Source organism: Methylophilus sp. DMC18 (assembly GCF_056314005.1).
This window is the reverse complement of the sequence record NZ_JBQUZE010000007.1, coordinates 32,400-48,372: the sequence shown is the minus strand read 5'-3', so window position 1 is coordinate 48,372 and position 15,973 is coordinate 32,400. Positions and strand designations below refer to the sequence as shown.

The window sequence follows — 15,973 nt, the reverse complement described above, 5'->3', positions numbered from 1 at the left end:
ATTAAGTGTTTGCGAGTGGCAAGGTCAGGTTAAACTGCGCCCCTTGCCAGGGGCTGGTTGAGTATTGGATTGTACCACCGTGGGTCTCCATGATTTGTTTGACCACCGCCAGGCCCAGCCCGACGCCGCCCGCGCGTTGCGTAAAAAAGGCTTCAAACAGATGGGTTTGTTGTGCAGGGGGCACCCCGGGACCGTCATCTGCGACCGAAATATGGGCATGTGTCGCATCTGACCATAAGCTGAGGGCGATGTGGCCCCCCTTGGGCAAAATCTGGATGGCGTTCATGAGCAGGTTGAGCAGGACCTGCGTCATCTGGTCCTGGTCCGCCTCCACCACCACGACCGCTGAGGCAGAGAGCGACAGGGTCAATTGTTTGGATTGTGCCTGCGCCTGCAGCAGGGCGATCACATGCTGCAAATGTGCTTGCAGGTCGAGCGGGATTTTACTGGGTGCGCGCGGACGGGCCGAGTCTATCAGCGTGCTGACCAGTTTGTTCAGGCGCTCGGTTTCAGAAATAATGAAGCCCAGCACTTCTCGGCCATCTTCTGAAAGATTCGGTTCGCGTAACAAGACATCTGCGGACGAACGCATGATACCCAAGGGGGTGCGGACTTCATGGCTCATGGCCGCTGCCATTTCACCGACCACCGCCAGCTTGGCCGCGCGTGTCAGTTGCTGCTCCGAGGCGGCGAGCTCTGCCACCATGTCGGTAAACGCCTGGTGCAAGGACTGCACCTCGACCGGCCCGCTGGACACCGGGGCAATGGCGTCGAGTTGGCGAAAGCGTTGTACATAACGGGTCAAGGCTTCCAGCGGTCGGCTGATGTTTTGCGCGATCGGGCGTACCAGCAGGATGGAGCAGACCAGCGTCACGCCCAGCACCACAATAAAAATCATGCCCAGCCTATGCACAGGCGCGACGGCTTCATCGTGATCTTTATTCAGATGTACCTGCCAGCCCTGTAACGGCAGACGGCTGATCAGCGGTGCCTGTGCATGCAGGCTATGCTGTTGATCGGACCAGTGGCTGGATTGAGCCAACAGGTTTAATTTTTGATCAAACAAGGCCAGCTCGGTGCTGTGTTGGGCTGCATGGTCGAGCAGATTTTCAATCACGCGCCAGTTAAAGGTGACGACCAGGGTGCCAAGCGGTTGCAGGGTATTCTGCGACAGGATGGGGGCCGAAATCATGAGCTGCTGATGATCCAGCCGGTAAAGCGTGATTACCTGATCATCATCCTGGAACCGAATCCACTCAGGCGGAATTGCCAGGGGCTGGCCAATATGTGCGGGCTCACTGGAAGCCGCGACATGCCCTTTGAGGTTAATGACATCCAGGCTGAGGTATTGCTCTGCGTAGCTTTTACGCGTCTCGGCCAAAAACATCGACAAGCGTTTATCAATGTCTTCTATCAGCAAGTCTTGCATGATGCCAAGCTGGCTCCAGCTGCGGACGTTCTGTACACGTTCGTTCAACACCCGGTCGACGTGCTCGGCAACCGCTTTACCGGTGGTTTGCAGGTCGTGCTTGATTTCTACGCGTAGCGCCTGCCTTGCCTGGTAAAAACTGATCAGGCTAACCATGAGTGCCGGCAACAGGCCCGCCAGCAAAAATACAATTAAAAGCATTTTGCGGATGGTGAGTGGCGTTTGCAAGCGCGGCAGATGTGAGAAAATACGCATCAAATGGTTTTAGCCGGGACGATCATCATGGGTCAGATATGTTAAACAGCTTTAGTCGGGTTGTGCTCAGTATTCGAGTCATGCTCAGTGTAATCAGCCTGAGTATGCTATGCAAGCCGGTGGCCGCCGAAGACCTGGATGCATTCTGGAATGCGTTTCATGTGGGGGGCTACACCAGTGCTGACATTCGCGTCCCTCGCACGCAATCCACCCAGTTTACGCTGAATCAAATCAGTATGATCACCACTTGGGACCAAGGGGGCCGCGTCAAGTTTTTTAGCGAGCTGGAGCTGGAAGACCCGCTTTCTTACGACCATCATCAGGGTGTCAATACCAAAAAAAGCTACGTTGACCTCGAGCGTTTTTATTTTGATTACAACCTAAATGACAAAGCCAATGTCAGGCTGGGACGTTTTCTAACCCCTGCCGGACGCTGGAACCAACTGCATGCGCCGCCGCTGGTATGGACCGCCAGCCGGCCCTTGGTCACGCGCCGCATGTTCCCTTATGGCATCAACGGTGCCATGTTGTTTGGCAGTTTGCCGGTCAAGCAAGTGGATCTTGAGTATCAGGTATATGCAGAAGCCCTCAAGGATCAGCATCAGGATGGCGACGAAATCATCTTTCGCGACGTCATGGGAGCCCGCGTCGCCTTCAACAATATTTTAGGCCTGACCGGCGCCAATGCTGGTTTAAATACTTTGGGCCTCAATGTGATGAGCTATCAGAAAAACTATGCGGGCTCACCCACGTATCATGTCTTTGGCCTGGATTTTTTGCTTGAACTCAACCGCTGGGAGTTTAGCGGTGAAGTGTATGAGCGCAGAACCACGGCGGGCGATGACGGTGGCAGCGGCGGCTACGTGCAGAGTGCCTATGCGCTAGGTCAGGAGTGGTTTTGGATCACCCGCCTGGAAACGCTGCATGAAGTGGAAAGCAAAAATGCAGACCGCTGGGTATTAGGCATGACCAAGCGCGTCAAACCCAACCAGTTGCTCAAGTTTGAGTTTATTGGGGGCAGCGGGGAGTACAGCGATGTGCCGCGCGGGTTTGTAACCTCTTTTGCGGTGATGTTTTAATGTTGTTACAGCAAAGACATCATCGCCTGCGTAGACTCGTCAGTCTGCTGAGCATGCTGATGCTCATGGCGGCAAGCGTACAGGCGGCAGACGACAACCGGCCTATTGCCGTGATTGTGCCTGCACAAGCGGGGCTGGCCCCCAGCATCCATGCCGATGAGCTGGGCCTGATTTTCTGGCGCAAGAAACTGTATGCCGAGCATGGGCAGGCGCTGCATCCTGTCAATCTGCACAGTGAGCACCCACTGCGGCTCAAGTTTTCACAATGGATATTGCATAGTACGCCGCGCTCACAAATCAACTATTGGAACGGGCTCTACTTCCACGGAGTGCAGCCGCCATACACGGTGCAATCCGAAGAAGCGATGATCCGTTACGTGGCTGAAACCGATGGCGCCGTCGGCTACATTGATGCCTGCCATGTGGATGAGCGTGTCAAACCCGTGTTGTGGCTGTCCTCCGGCAAAGTGAGCGCGGATGCGCCCACGATCAGGTGTGATACGAATTAGTTTGCCGGGATGGCAGCTTGCCCCGGTTGTGGGATCAGGTGCTTTCTTTGTTCCTCGATCAATTCACGGTTTTGTGCCAACCAGCTAAATTCGGCATGACACACTTCTGATTTCAGCTCGTAGGCGGTGAGCAGTGTGCAGAACACATCGTCGTGGCTGAGTGGATAGTTTTCATAAGGGGTCACTTGCGACAGCTGATAGTCAAAATGCTGCCCCAGCCACAAAATGGCCGGCACATGTGTTTGCTGCTGCGGCGCAATCATGTAGGGCGCCGCATGCAGGTAAATCCCGTGTTCGCCTAATGACTCACCATGGTCAGAGACATAGAGCATTGCTGTTTCACGCTGGTCGTCATATTTTTTCAGAAACTGAATCACTTCAGATAAGAAATAATCGGTGTATAAAATGGCATTGTCGTAAGAGTTGTCAATTTCTTCTTGTGTACATTCCGACAGGCGACCGGTTTTACACACGGGCGTAAACCGTTTGAATTCATCGGGATAGCGACGGTAATACTCCGGCCCGTGATTACCCATCTGATGCAGCACGATCAGAATATCCTTGTCTTTGTTTTTTGCGACAAAATTGTCCAGGCCGCTCAGCATGCCGATGTCACGGCACTCGTTGTCATTGCAGACCGGATTGTGTATCGGTGATTTGAAATCCTCATACGGTACGCGCAACGCCACCCCTTTTGAATCCGAGTTATTGTCACGCCAAAGTACGCTCACGCCATGCGCTTGCAGGACGTCCAGTGCATTTTCCATATGCAAGGCTTTCTCCTCGTCATATTGCTTGCGCGTCAGCAAAGAAAACATACACGGTACGGAAACCGCGGTGGACGTCCCGCAAGAGGTCACCTGCTTAAAGCTCAGTACGGTTTCCTTGCTCAGCCTGGGGTTGGTCAGCCTATGGTAGCCGTTCAATGAAAAGCGATCGAATCTGGCGGTTTCACCGACCACCATAATAATCAGTTCATGGTGACGCGGCTCCCCTACATTGACCGCATCTACCGCGGTTTTCTGCAAGCCGGTAATACTGCGGGTAAACACTTTTTTCGAGGCCCACTTCACCAGCGAGTAATGAAAGAAGGTGGGGTTGGCATACATGCGTACCATTTTGTGTTCGCGGATAAAGGTCGCGTAATCTGCGCTGCAGGGGATCACTACCAGGACCATGCCCAACATCAACAGGCCGATCTGTTTGAGGCGAATGCTAAGCGCATCCCGCACAAAAAAACGGGCAGGCACGGCTTTGATCAATACCAGTGCCGGTATCACACCCAGCAACAGCATTTTGATGAAAAAGCCCCACGATAAAAGCCCCATGACTTCACGTGCATCTGTTTTGACGGCGTTGTCCAGCATGACATGGTCAATAATCACGCCGAATTCATCCATATAAAACGCGGCCCAGGCGGCAGACAACACAATCACCGCCAACATCCAGCGGGCAGATTTGCCATGGCTCAACAGCATCAGCCACCAGGTAATACTAAAGGTGAAAAACAGGCTCAAGCTGATAATAAAGCCTGCATTTTCTGCATTCCAGGGGTAGAGATTCAGGATGTGGCTAAACAGCGCATGGTTGCTGGTCAGCATCAACCACAGGCTGACGGCCCAAATCAGACAGATTTGGGGGGTAAACAGTGCGTGCAAAGCACGCTTGAGATTTGCAAATAGTTTCATTCAATACGACTCTTGGTATAAGTAAGGACCAGCAATAGCCAACTGCACATCAGCCAAAGCGATGTCAGGGTATGCGATAAAAAGTGGGCACCTCTGACTTGTTGCGCCCAACCCAGCATTAAGCCGACGGCCAGGCCAGATAGCGCCACCAGCAGAGCTTTACGCGGGGCGTGCGGCAGCCACAACAAACAGAGCGCCGACAGCCAGACGCCACTGGTGGTATGTCCGGCTGGAAAGCAGTGTCCCTCTTCAATCCCGGCATGGCTGCTGAATGTAGGCGCCCACTGTAGCTCGCCGCCATAACGCACGACATCCCAGGGGCAAGCATGCGGCATTTGATGTTTGAGGCCAGAGACCAGCAGCGCATTGAGCAAGGCCAAAAAAAGAATCCAGCGTAATTTATAGCGCATGGAGGCTGTCAGCCGCTTGCCGACCCAGCGTTCAGGCACACTGCTGATCAACAACAGGGTGAGCCAGAGCAAGGTCAGCAGATGCTTGGCATATTCATGCATGATGGTTTCGTAAAAAAAAGCATGCTTTTGGCTAAAGGCCTGTTGAGCAAAGTCAAAGTGCTGATCGGCCAGATAGAGATCTATGCTTGTACCATTGGCCAGCCAGACAATCACCATGGCGGAGAGCAGCCACGCTTTCCACAGCATGGCCAAGGTCGGTTCAGGTAACCAGGGTTGCGTTATTGTTTGAGTATTCATCGCTCAGTGTGTATGCCTGTTTTTATCCATATTCGCACGATTAACAGGAGGTGCGTCTCTTGTTTTCAAAAACGTGGACATGAAATGCAAACCGTGTGCCACATTCCCGTACACGTCGTTAATACTAAGATAAACGACTGATTTGCATTGGGAAAACACTGTATCCTTGACAGGGCTGCGCCAGCTCATAGACGATCAGCCTCTGCAAAATATGCAGAAGCTGAATACACAGCCTTTAATAGTCTGCAAAATATGCAGGGGTTCGCGGGGTGGCTTTTGATTAAGATGATGATTTATAAGTATAAATTGATCTGGCATAAGGATTGCAAATGAAAGCCCAAGAGCATTCTTTGCGAGACGGTTGACATGTTACATTCAGAACCAAACACAGCATTTTATCACGCGGCCTCTGCCTATGAGCTGAGAGACTTTGCCCAGGCCAAGCGTTATCAGGTCAATGAAATTACCGGACACCTGGTCGAGCAGGGGGCCCCCTGCCGTCAGGAAGTGGAGGCCTTTATTGCTGCGGTGTTTAAACAGATTTATGGTGCAGAAGTCAGCCAGTTTATGCCGCAATTGGTGGCCTTGCGGGATGCCAGTGGTGTGCTGATGGCGGCCTTTGGTTTGCATCATGCCGCCCATGGCCGTCTGTTTCTCGAGCAGTATATTGATGAGCCGATTGAGCAGTTGATGTCGCGCCAGCTTGGCCGCGACATTGCACGTGATGAAATCACCTATTTTGGTAACCTGGCGGTGGCCAATCCGCGTAATGCCGGCGTGCTGATTGCGCATGTGATTCAACATAGCCTGAGTATGAATTTACCATGGGGCGTTGCGACCGCACATCACAGTTTGCAAAATGGCCTGATCAAGGGCGGGCGAGACTTATATCCATTAGCGGCGGCGAATCCTGATCGTCTGGACGCGCAAGAACGTGAAAAATGGGGCAGCTACTACAAACATATCCCGCAAATTGTGGCGATTCGCGGTGTGGCTGATCCTTTATAAGCCACGATCATGATACTGAACGAAATTCAAGCGCAGGCGGCTCAAGTTCCCGGGCAGATTGCCTTACAGGGCGCACAGACGCAACTGAGCTATGCTGCCCTTGCCAAAGAAATCACGCGCGTGTCTTCGGCGTTGATGACGTTGACACCGCAAGCCAGTGTCGCCTTGGCGCTTGATAATAGCCCGGCCTGGATCGTGCTGGATCTGGCGATACTGGCGGCGGGCTGGACCAATGTACCGGTGCCCGCCTTTTTCTCTGCGACGCAAAAGCAGCATGCCATTCTGGATGCGGGCGTCAGCCTGGTGTTGACTGATACGCCCGCAGTCTGGCTAGGCCTGTTCCCCGAGGCTGCGCTAGTTGCTGAATGGCAGGTGGCCGACAAGATGGTCACGCTGCTTCGCGTGCAGGCGCATGACAGGGCGGCGCCTGTGGCCAAAATTACTTATACCTCTGGCACGACCGGCGCGCCCAAAGGCGTTTGCCTGAGCGAAGACCACATGTGGCAAGTTGCCAGTTCGATTCGCACACAGGTCAAACCAGGCCACGATGACTGCCATTTTTGCGTGTTGCCACTGGCCACCTTGTTGGAAAATGTCGCCGGCGTTTATGCCAGCCTGATCTCTGGCACCGCCGTCGTGGTCTACAGCTGCGAGGCCGTTGGCTTTAGCGGTAGCCAGTTTGATATCTTCAAGCTCTACCGTGGCCTGCAAGCCAGCCAGGCCACCACGGCCATTTTGATTCCAGAGTTGTTGCGTGCGCTGGTGGCTTGCCTGCAAGCCGGTCAGTCGGCCCTGGCTCAGTTGCGCTTTGTCGCAGTGGGGGGCGCCAAGGTGGCGCCAGCGCTGCTGTTACAGGCACATGCACTGGGGTTGCCGGTATACGAAGGCTATGGCTTGTCCGAGTGTGCCTCGGTGGTCACACTGAATACCCCGCTGGCCAATCAGCACGGCAGTATTGGTCAGCCCTTGCCGCACGTGCAATTGCGCGTGGATAGCCACGGCGAGTTGTGGGTCAAAGGAGCCATTTACGCTGGGTATATGGCGGCAGATGGGACGATCACTGAACCAGCGCTTGATGTGGACGGTTACTTGCCGACCGGCGATTTGGCCTACCAGGATGCCGAAGGTCACTGGATCCTGTCTGGCCGCAAAAAAAATCTGTTTATTACTTCATTCGGGCGCAACGTGTCGCCAGAGTGGGTCGAAACGACATTGATTCAGCAGGCCGGATTGTTACAGGCTTGTGTGTTTGGAGAAGCGAGGCCGTATAACGTGGCGGTGGTGGTGCTTGCACCACAGGCAAGTCAGGCGCAAGTGGCGCAAGGCATTGCACGGGCGAATCAGGGCTTGCCTGATTATGCGCAAGTGGGCGATGTGATATATGCCAAGCAGCCCTTTACCCCACAAAACGGACAACTGACGGCCAATGGCCGTTTAAAACGCGATGTGATTGCTGCCGCGTATGCCGCAGAAATCAACGCCCTTTATGAAGGAATTTCCGCATGAGTTTTTATCAACAATTATTGAGCGCCACTGAGCAGGAACGCAACGCCTTAATGACTTTGCCCTTGATCCAACAAGGCGCACAGGGCAACATCACCCTGGAAACCTATCGTGCTTTCCTGACGCAAGCCTATCATCACGTCAAACACACCACGCCGTTACTGATGGCCTGCGGCGGCCGGTTGAGCGGCGAGTATGAATGGTTGCGGACCGCGATTGGTGAATATATCGAGGAAGAAATGGGGCATCAGGAATGGGTGCTGAATGATATTGAAGCCTGCGGTGGCGACAAAGAGTCTGTGCGTCACAGTGCAACCGAGCAAGATGCCGCTTGCCATGCAACCGAGGTGATGGTGGCTTATGCCTACGACATGATACACCGCGTGAATCCACTGGGCTTTTTTGGCATGGTGTTAGTGCTTGAAGGCACCAGCACGGCGGTGGCTACCCAGGCCGGCGAAAAAATCATGCAGGCCCTGCAGTTGCCTAAAAAAGCCTTCAGCTACCTGTTTTCGCATGGGTCGCTGGATATTAGCCATGTCACTTTCTACGAAAGTCTCATGAATCAAGTGACCAACGTAGAAGACCAGCAAGCGATCATTCATGCGGCCAAACGGTTTTACCGCTTGTATGGCGAGATCTTTAAACATGTCGCGGCACAAGCGGCGATCAATCACACGCTGCACCAGGCAGCTTAGGAGCCATCAGTCATGGAGTTGCGTAATTTACATGTGGTGTTGACCGGTGCAACCGGCGGCCTCGGTTCCGTGCTGGCGCTTGCGTTGAGTGCAAGAGGGGCCGTCGTCGGACTCGTTGGCCGAGATCCGGCCAAGCTGCATGCCTTGCAAAAAAGAATCACCAGCCAGGGCGGCAAGTCGCACATTATGGTTGCCGATCTGGCGCAGCCAAATATGGCCAGTCAACTGCTCACGCAGTCTTTGCGCGAGATGGGGCATGTCGATTTGCTGATGAACAATGCTGGCATCATCGAGTTCACCGAGTTTGCCAAGCAGGCCGAAGTGAACATTGACAACATGATTCATACCAATGTCACGGCGACCTTGGTATTAAGCCGTGAATTTGTCAGCTATTTTAGCCAGCGCGGCCGCGGGCATCTGGCATTTGTCGGCTCTATTTTTGGTTCGCTGGGGTTTCCGCATTTTGCCACCTACTGCGCCAGCAAATTTGCCATCCATGGCTTTAGCCAGGCCTTGCGACGCGAACTCATTGATAGCAACATCGGGGTCACCTATATCGCCCCACGCGCTATCGCCACGCCTATGAATGACGACCGCACCAATGCCATGTGGCAAGCGTCCGGCCAAGCCATTGATGAACCGCAATTTGTTGCGGATAAAATTATCCAGGCGCTGCTCAAAGACCAGCAAGAGCTGTATATCGGGCAACCGCAAAGCTTCTTTGCCTGGCTCAATGGTGTTGCGCCCAGGCTGGTGAATCTGGGCTTGAAGCAACAAGCGAGGCTGGCAAAGCGGTTTTTGTAGCCTGGCTTATTCCCATTCCAGTTGTGGGTAAACCACATTGACATTGCGCCGGTTGGCGATGTCGAACAATACCCAGTTGTCATGCTCAGAGGCGGCAGCGGTGTCCATGGTTTGTTCCATGCTGATGCCTTTTTTGATGCTGGTTCTGATATCGCTTAATAACAAGTTGAGATAGCGTAACTCGTTGCCAATGATGGTTTTCTGGTCGCTGCTCTCTAACCCATGGCCGGGGACAATGAGCGAGTATGGTTGCTGGTTGATTTGCTCCAGCACGGCGATCAAGCCTTTGAGGTCGCCTTCTACCACTGGCGTCCGTTGCGCAAACAGCAAATCGCCCGCAAACAGAGTGTTGGTTTGCGTGTCTAGAATAGTGAGGTCAGTATGGGTATGGGCCACCTTGCGCGCTTGTAGTTGCAGGATGCGTTGCCCCAGGTCCAGCGTCTGCTCAGCATGCACAAGGGTATCCGGGGGGATGGTGGGACTTGCCGCACCGTCAGCCCCCAGTAGGCGCGCATTCAGTTTTTCATATTGCTCCTTGCGCAGCAGCATGTTGGTGGCCAGTTTTTCGTGACCGACAAAGTGGGTAGTGCCATTTTGAAAAGCGGCGTTGCCATAGGTGTGGTCTGGATGGACATGGGTATTGATGACATATCGGATAGGCAAGGGGCTGATGCGGCGAATGGCGGCGAGTAATTGGTCACCGGTATGTTTGCTGCCGCCACTGTCAATCACGGCAATGGCCTCTTGGCCAATGATGACGCCGAGGTTGCAGATGTCGCCCTGATAGCCATCATCAATATCCAGATGCTTGCCATGGTGCACATAGATGCCGTCCGCCACCTGTTTAAATTCAAAGTCGTCGGCCCAGGCCTGGCTACACAGCGTTACAAATACGTATACAAGACGCACACCAAAGCGGTTGATTTTTGATAACATGACAGCTTACCCATGAATGATTCATGCATCATAAACAATTCATGCATGCAGTCATAGTGACCGCTGTCACAGGCTGGGCACATCCATCTACAAAGGAGATTCAATGAGTTCAACCCAGCGTTATACCAAGGTGGCGATTATTCTGCACTGGCTCATCGCACTGGTCATTATTGGCATGTTTGCCCTGGGCTGGTACATGGGCGAGTTGCCGAAAGACGGGCCAAAACAAACGGCCTTTGATCTGTTCGATCTGGGGATCGTCACCTGGCAGATGGACGAGCCGGCCACAGCCCGGACACTGTATTTTAATCTGCACAAGTCCATCGGCTTTACCTTGCTCTGGCTGGTGATTTTCCGTGTCTACTGGCGTGTGACACATACCCCGCCTGCCATGCTGGCCAGCTATTCAGCGCTGGAGCGTAAGTTGGCGACAGCCGTGCATCACATGCTGTATTTGCTGATGGTCTTGATCCCATTGAGCGGCGTACTCATGACGCTTTACAGCAAGTTCGGCTTGAAGTGGTTTGGGTTGGAGGTGTTCGGCGGGCTGGATAATGCCGATTTGCGTGATGTGTTTAAAGAGTCTCACGAATTGTTCGCCAACCTGATGCTGGCTGCATTTATCGTGCATGTGCTTGGGGCACTCAAACATCAATGGAAAGATAAAGACGAGACCATGTCGCGCATGTCTCTGAAGTAGAAAGAGGGTTGCCTGAAAAAAGCCTGCGATTGCAGGCTTTTTTATTTTCCTTTTTCGGCTGATGGTGCCCAAGTGCACTGCAAAAGAGCACTGCAAAAAGTGCACTTGGCCGGTTAAACGCATTTATAGCCCTGCAAAAAATGCACAGAGTAAATTGGTTTTGATTATAGGTGGTTGATTGTAAATGTGATTTTATTTGGCATACGCCTTGCTGGTGAGTGCTGGATGTCGGGAATTAACATGGCGCCTATCAGCGTGTGATGAATCCTGACTCGCCATTCAGTCGTTCATCAATCACAAGCGGATAGGCATGTCGCCAGTACAAATAAAACAAAACAGTCATTTGAGTCACTTCCTGTGGTTAGCGGTCACCCTGCTTTGGTTGGGCATAGCCGCCGTTTGTCGGCCACTTACTCTGCCGGATGAAGGCCGCTATGTCGGCATTGCCTGGGAGATGTTGACCTCTGGAAACTGGGCGATTCCTCATTTGGATGGCTTGCCATATTTTCATAAACCGCCTTTGTTTTACTGGATCACGGCGGCCAGTTTCAAGCTGTTTGGCCCTTCGCTGCTTGCTAGCAGGCTGGCCTCCTTGCTGGCTGCCTTATTGATGGCGATCGCGCTGTATTGGTTTACAGCCAGGCATCTGGACAAAAAAACTGCGGTACTGGCTTTTGTCGCCCTCGTGACGCAGCCATTCTTTTTTGCCAGTGCCCAGTTTGCCAATCTGGATATGTTGGTTGCCAGCATGATTGCCATGACGATCATGCTGGCAGCAGAATTTATCTGGAGTATTGAACAAGGCCAGCTGGAGCGAAAATATCTGTGTATGGCGATGGTGTTTGCTGCCGGAGGCGTTCTGGCCAAGGGCCTGATTGGCATGGTCTTGCCTGTGCTGGTCGTTGGTGGCTGGCTGCTGGTGAGTCGCCGTCTTGCGTCTCTCAAGTATTTCTTATGGTGGCCAGCGCTGGTATTGTTTTTTCTGATGGCCAGTCCCTGGTTTTTATGCATGGAATCGCAGTTTAAGGGTTTTCTGGAGTACTTTTTTATTCATCACCATGTGCAGCGCTTCACCGGCACGCACTTTAACAATCAGCAGCCGTTCTGGTTTTATCTGCCCGTGCTATTGGCGCTGACCTTACCCGCTTCTCTGTGGTTGACCCGCTTGCGCAAGCGAGAAGTCCAGCGCTGGAGTTCACGGCAGCAGGATGTGGCCTGGCTGATGGTATGTTGGCTGGCATTGATCCTACTATTTTTTTCGATCCCGGTTTCCAAACCACTGGGCTACATCATGCCAGTTTTGCCGGCAATGGCGGTCTTGACAGCCATGGGTATGCGGCAAGCCTGGCAGCACCGCTTCCCCAAGCGTTTGTGGGTCACATTTTTGGCGGCGGCCGTGACCTGTGTGATAGCCATGGGTATGGTGATTCAGCACGCGCAAAAAACAGCTTCTTTCCTGCTGGCAACCAAGGTCCAGCCCTTGGTTAGCAAACAGGATCAATTGATTCTGCTCAATAAATACCAGTTTGACTTGATGTTTTATCTGCGGTTATCGCATCCCGCCTGGATGGTGGCTGACTGGCGCACTGCTGAGTATGAGGTGTTGGACGACAGTTGGGAAAAAGAGCTGATAGAGGCCAAGCATTTTGACCCGCAAACAGCGGTAAACCAGTTGTTAACCGAAAGTGTGTTGACACAACACGTTTGCCAGCTAGGGCCGCGGCAGGCCGTTTGGGTGGCGGGCGACCCTGGTAACGCCAGCCATTTGCCTATGCTGGCCGGTATCGCGCCGATCGCCACTGTGCGAGATCACTATTTGTGGCGATTCAGTCCCGCGCAAGTCTCACGTTTTTGCCTCGCCCAAACAAGGCCTCGTGAGCTCATCACAGCACAGTCTGGCCGCAATAAGCTCGTGCGGTGACGGCGTTTACAGGTGATACTGTGGACTCAGCTTGCGCAGGGTTTCCAGCATGAAGGCCGCATGCTCCGGGGGTGTCCATTGCGTGATGCCATGGCCCAGGTTAAACACATGGCCGTGACCATGGCCGTAGCTGGCCAGAATCTGTGCGACTTCTTTTTCGATGGCGGCAGGAGAGCTCAACAGGATCGCCGGGTCCATATTGCCTTGCAACGCCACTTTGTCCCCCACGCGTGCCCGTGCCTGGCCGAGATCCACGCTCCAGTCTAATCCGAGGGCATCGGCACCGATGGCTGCCTGTGACTCCAGCCACAACCCGCCGCCTTTGGTAAACACGATGCTGGGCACTGGTTTGCCTTCTGCGGTTTTAGTGAGGCCAGCGACAATTTTCTGCATGTATTGCAGTGAAAACTCCTGATAGCCTTGATGCGATAAGGCACCCCCCCAAGAGTCAAAAATCATCACAGCCTGTGCACCGGCTGCAATCTGTGCATTGAGGTATTGCGTCACCGTTTGCGCCGTAATCTCCAGAATGCGGTGCAGTAATTCGGGTCTGGCATAGCCCATTTTTTTTGTATTCAAAAAGTCGGTGCCGCCTTTGCCTTCCACCATGTAGGTGGCCAGTGTCCATGGACTGCCTGAAAAACCGATCAAAGGAACACGGCCATTCAGTGCTTGACGGATGCTGCTGACAGCATCAAATACATATTGCAGTTTGGCCATATCAGGCACTTCCAGTTTGAGGATGTCTGCCTCTTCTTGTAAAGTCCGCTCAAACTTGGGGCCTTCCCCTTCTTCAAAATACAAGCCCAGTCCCATGGCATCAGGGACGGTCAATATGTCGCTGAACAGAATGGCCGCATCCAGTTGGGGATAGCGGTCCAGCGGTTGCAGGGTCACTTCGGTGGCAAAGGCCGGGCTCTGGCACAGTTGCATAAAGCTGCCAGCGGTTTTGCGGCTTTCGCGGTATTCAGGCAGGTAGCGGCCTGCCTGGCGCATCATCCACACCGGGGTATATTCAGTAGGCTGGCGCAACAGGGCGCGCAGAAAGGTGTCATTTTGAAGAGTGGTCATTTGCTATGGTTTCGGTTGCCTGTGCTGGTGTGGTCGTACGCACATCAGCTAAAAGCATGATTATAAAGGCCAAGCCGTTGTTTCACCTGAAAGAATGCGGTTTTTTTGCGATATGACAAATAAAAACGCCGATGAAAACCATCGGCGTTTTGCGGTTTCAAGGCAACCTGGACTAGCGTGGCAGAGTAGAGCTACCCATCAGGAACGCATCGACTTCGCGTGCGCACTGACGGCCTTCACGAATCGCCCAGACCACCAGGGACTGGCCGCGACGGATGTCACCGGCAGCAAAGACTTTGTCCTTACTGGTTTTATAACAGCCTTCGCCATCGGTCGTGGCTTTGGCATTGCCGCGGTTGTCTTTTTCCACGCCAAATGCTTCCAGCACTTTTTGTACCGGTGAGACAAAGCCCATGGCCAAAAACACCAGATCAGCAGGAATGGTGAACTCTGAACCTGGAATTTCAGACATTTTGCCGTCTTTCCATTCCACACGTGCACCTTTAAGGGCTTTAACCTTGCCGTTCTCGCCGATCAGCTCTTTGGTTGTGATCGACCAGTCACGGTTTGCGCCTTCTTCATGCGAGCTGGAGGTGCGCATTTTGAGTGGCCAGTTTGGCCACACCATAAATTTGTCTTCTTTTTCAGGCGGCTGAGGCATCAACTCGAACTGGGTGATGCTGGCTGCCCCATGGCGGTTGGAGGTGCCGACACAGTCAGAACCGGTATCGCCACCGCCGATGACCACCACATGTTTGCCGGTGGCTTTAATCTGGTTGGGCACGTTGTCACCGGCTACCATTTTGTTGTTAGGGGTCAGGAAGTCCATGGCGAAATGAACACCATCGAGTTCACGACCTGTCACGGGCAGATCACGTGGCTGTTCTGCGCCACCTGCCAGGATGACGGCATCAAAGTCACGCTCCAGATCTGCCGCGCTGACATTTTCACCGACATGCTGATTCACCTTGAAGGTCACGCCTTCGGCTTCCATCTGCGCCATCCGGCGGTCAATGTTTGCTTTATCCAGTTTGAAGTCAGGAATGCCATAGCGCAGCAAGCCGCCGATACGGTCATTTTTTTCAAACACGGTCACGGCATGGCCCGCGCGAGCAAGTTGTTGTGCTGCGGCCAGACCTGCGGGGCCAGACCCCACAATCGCCACTGTTTTGCCAGTTTTGTTCGGGTTGATTTGTGGTGTGACCCAACCGTTTTCCCAAGCTTTGTCGATGATGGCGTGCTCGATGGACTTAATCCCGACGGCGTCGTTATTAATGTTCAAGGTGCAGGCTGCCTCGCAAGGGGCGGGGCAGATACGGCCAGTAAAGTCCGGGAAGTTGTTGGTGGAATGCAACACGTCAATCGCGCTGCGCCAGTCCTGATGATAGACCAGGTCATTCCAGTCAGGAATGATGTTATTGATTGGACAGCCGGTGGTGCAAAATGGGATACCGCAATCCATGCAGCGTGCCCCTTGCTGTTTGGCCTGGTCGTCTGTCAAATGCAGGACGAACTCTTTGTAGTTCTTGACGCGATCCTGAACGGGCAGATTTTCTTCTGCCAGTCGGTCAAATTCCATAAAACCTGTGACTTTACCCATGTGAAATCATCTCTTCCCAGTTGCTCGTGACAGACACAACTTTAAACAGCCCCGCCAATCAC

The 15,973-nt window shown here is 53.3% G+C and carries 14 protein-coding genes; 8 read left to right on the top strand and 6 right to left on the bottom strand.

Features of this window, described 5'->3' with window-relative positions; all coding sequences use genetic code 11:
- Position 1: 1 nt before the first annotated feature.
- A complete protein-coding gene (locus ACT53G_RS14260) occupies positions 2-1,684 on the bottom strand; it encodes a sensor histidine kinase (protein ID WP_476169724.1) in 1,683 nt (560 codons plus the stop codon).
- A gap of 38 nt (positions 1,685-1,722) precedes the next feature.
- Here ACT53G_RS14260 and ACT53G_RS14255 point away from each other — a divergent pair, with 38 nt between their 5' ends.
- Together ACT53G_RS14255 and ACT53G_RS14250 are read left to right on the top strand one after the other, a co-directional pair.
- Positions 1,723-2,763 carry a hypothetical protein gene (locus tag ACT53G_RS14255; RefSeq protein ID WP_476156336.1) on the top strand — a complete coding sequence of 347 codons (1,041 nt, stop codon included), beginning with the start codon at positions 1,723-1,725 and terminating at the stop codon, positions 2,761-2,763.
- Positions 2,763-3,272, top strand: a complete 510-nt coding sequence (locus tag ACT53G_RS14250) for a hypothetical protein (protein ID WP_476156338.1) — start codon at positions 2,763-2,765, stop codon at positions 3,270-3,272. Before ACT53G_RS14255 ends, ACT53G_RS14250 begins: the two co-directional genes overlap by 1 nt.
- Here the strand turns inward: ACT53G_RS14250 and ACT53G_RS14245 are convergent.
- Both ACT53G_RS14245 and ACT53G_RS14240 read right to left on the bottom strand, forming a co-directional pair.
- Positions 3,269-4,960: a phosphoethanolamine transferase gene (locus ACT53G_RS14245; RefSeq protein ID WP_476169723.1), complete on the bottom strand. Its 1,692-nt coding sequence runs from the start codon at positions 4,958-4,960 to the stop codon at positions 3,269-3,271. The two genes, ACT53G_RS14250 and ACT53G_RS14245, sit on opposite strands and share 4 nt — an antisense overlap.
- Entirely contained in the window at positions 4,957-5,670 is a 714-nt protein-coding gene (locus tag ACT53G_RS14240; protein WP_194749742.1) for a phosphatase PAP2 family protein, read from the bottom strand. Before ACT53G_RS14240 ends, ACT53G_RS14245 begins: the two co-directional genes overlap by 4 nt.
- A 366-nt stretch (positions 5,671-6,036) precedes the next feature.
- Between ACT53G_RS14240 and ACT53G_RS14235 the strand changes: the two genes are divergently transcribed.
- Genes ACT53G_RS14235 through ACT53G_RS14220 form a run of 4 tightly spaced genes read left to right on the top strand, consistent with a single transcriptional unit; the run spans position 6,037 to position 9,683 of the window.
- On the top strand, positions 6,037-6,678 hold the full coding sequence (locus tag ACT53G_RS14235) for a thermostable hemolysin (RefSeq protein WP_476169722.1): 642 nt from the start codon (positions 6,037-6,039) through the stop codon (positions 6,676-6,678).
- Positions 6,679-6,687: 9 nt separating this feature from the next.
- The gene (locus ACT53G_RS14230) at positions 6,688-8,184 is read left to right on the top strand and encodes an AMP-binding protein (protein ID WP_476169721.1); all 1,497 of its coding nucleotides are present in this window, start codon (positions 6,688-6,690) and stop codon (positions 8,182-8,184) included.
- A complete protein-coding gene (locus ACT53G_RS14225) occupies positions 8,181-8,879 on the top strand; it encodes a TenA family transcriptional regulator (protein WP_194749739.1) in 699 nt (232 codons plus the stop codon). Before ACT53G_RS14230 ends, ACT53G_RS14225 begins: the two co-directional genes overlap by 4 nt.
- Before the next feature lie 12 nt (positions 8,880-8,891).
- Positions 8,892-9,683 carry an SDR family oxidoreductase gene (locus tag ACT53G_RS14220; RefSeq protein WP_313986205.1) on the top strand — a complete coding sequence of 264 codons (792 nt, stop codon included), beginning with the start codon at positions 8,892-8,894 and terminating at the stop codon, positions 9,681-9,683.
- A 6-nt stretch (positions 9,684-9,689) separates the two neighbouring features.
- Here the strand turns inward: ACT53G_RS14220 and ACT53G_RS14215 are convergent, their stop codons facing one another.
- Positions 9,690-10,619 carry a quinoprotein relay system zinc metallohydrolase 2 gene (locus ACT53G_RS14215; protein ID WP_476169720.1) on the bottom strand — a complete coding sequence of 310 codons (930 nt, stop codon included), beginning with the start codon at positions 10,617-10,619 and terminating at the stop codon, positions 9,690-9,692.
- A gap of 103 nt (positions 10,620-10,722) precedes the next feature.
- Here ACT53G_RS14215 and ACT53G_RS14210 point away from each other — a divergent pair, with 103 nt between their 5' ends.
- On the top strand, positions 10,723-11,319 hold the full coding sequence (locus tag ACT53G_RS14210; RefSeq protein ID WP_194749732.1) for a cytochrome b: 597 nt from the start codon (positions 10,723-10,725) through the stop codon (positions 11,317-11,319).
- 310 nt (positions 11,320-11,629) lie between these two features.
- Positions 11,630-13,240, top strand: coding sequence for an ArnT family glycosyltransferase (locus tag ACT53G_RS14205; protein ID WP_476169719.1), 1,611 nt, complete (start codon positions 11,630-11,632; stop codon positions 13,238-13,240).
- Between the two features lie 6 nt (positions 13,241-13,246).
- On the opposite strand, the gene hemE is transcribed toward ACT53G_RS14205, so the two are convergent.
- Complete coding sequence (gene hemE / locus ACT53G_RS14200) at positions 13,247-14,311, bottom strand: uroporphyrinogen decarboxylase (RefSeq protein ID WP_476169718.1); 1,065 nt, start codon at positions 14,309-14,311, stop codon at positions 13,247-13,249.
- Positions 14,312-14,483: 172 nt separating this feature from the next.
- A complete protein-coding gene (locus ACT53G_RS14195) occupies positions 14,484-15,911 on the bottom strand; it encodes a glutamate synthase subunit beta (protein ID WP_194749729.1) in 1,428 nt (475 codons plus the stop codon).
- Positions 15,912-15,973 lie beyond the last annotated feature (62 nt).

Excerpts from the sequence above, each read along its gene's own strand:
- ACT53G_RS14260 (WP_476169724.1), bottom strand. The coding sequence starts at position 1,684 with ATGCGTATTTTCTCACATCTGCCGCGCTTGCAAACGCCACTCACCATC.
- ACT53G_RS14235 (WP_476169722.1), top strand. The coding sequence starts at position 6,037 with ATGTTACATTCAGAACCAAACACAGCATTTTATCACGCGGCCTCTGCC.
- hemE (WP_476169718.1), bottom strand. The coding sequence starts at position 14,311 with ATGACCACTCTTCAAAATGACACCTTTCTGCGCGCCCTGTTGCGCCAG.
- ACT53G_RS14250 (WP_476156338.1), top strand. The coding sequence starts at position 2,763 with ATGTTGTTACAGCAAAGACATCATCGCCTGCGTAGACTCGTCAGTCTG.
- ACT53G_RS14245 (WP_476169723.1), bottom strand. The coding sequence starts at position 4,960 with ATGAAACTATTTGCAAATCTCAAGCGTGCTTTGCACGCACTGTTTACC.
- ACT53G_RS14230 (WP_476169721.1), top strand. The coding sequence starts at position 6,688 with ATGATACTGAACGAAATTCAAGCGCAGGCGGCTCAAGTTCCCGGGCAG.
- ACT53G_RS14220 (WP_313986205.1), top strand. The coding sequence starts at position 8,892 with ATGGAGTTGCGTAATTTACATGTGGTGTTGACCGGTGCAACCGGCGGC.
- ACT53G_RS14225 (WP_194749739.1), top strand. The coding sequence starts at position 8,181 with ATGAGTTTTTATCAACAATTATTGAGCGCCACTGAGCAGGAACGCAAC.
- ACT53G_RS14255 (WP_476156336.1), top strand. The coding sequence starts at position 1,723 with ATGTTAAACAGCTTTAGTCGGGTTGTGCTCAGTATTCGAGTCATGCTC.
- ACT53G_RS14240 (WP_194749742.1), bottom strand. The coding sequence starts at position 5,670 with ATGAATACTCAAACAATAACGCAACCCTGGTTACCTGAACCGACCTTG.
- ACT53G_RS14210 (WP_194749732.1), top strand. The coding sequence starts at position 10,723 with ATGAGTTCAACCCAGCGTTATACCAAGGTGGCGATTATTCTGCACTGG.
- ACT53G_RS14195 (WP_194749729.1), bottom strand. The coding sequence starts at position 15,911 with ATGGGTAAAGTCACAGGTTTTATGGAATTTGACCGACTGGCAGAAGAA.
- ACT53G_RS14215 (WP_476169720.1), bottom strand. The coding sequence starts at position 10,619 with ATGTTATCAAAAATCAACCGCTTTGGTGTGCGTCTTGTATACGTATTT.
- ACT53G_RS14205 (WP_476169719.1), top strand. The coding sequence starts at position 11,630 with ATGTCGCCAGTACAAATAAAACAAAACAGTCATTTGAGTCACTTCCTG.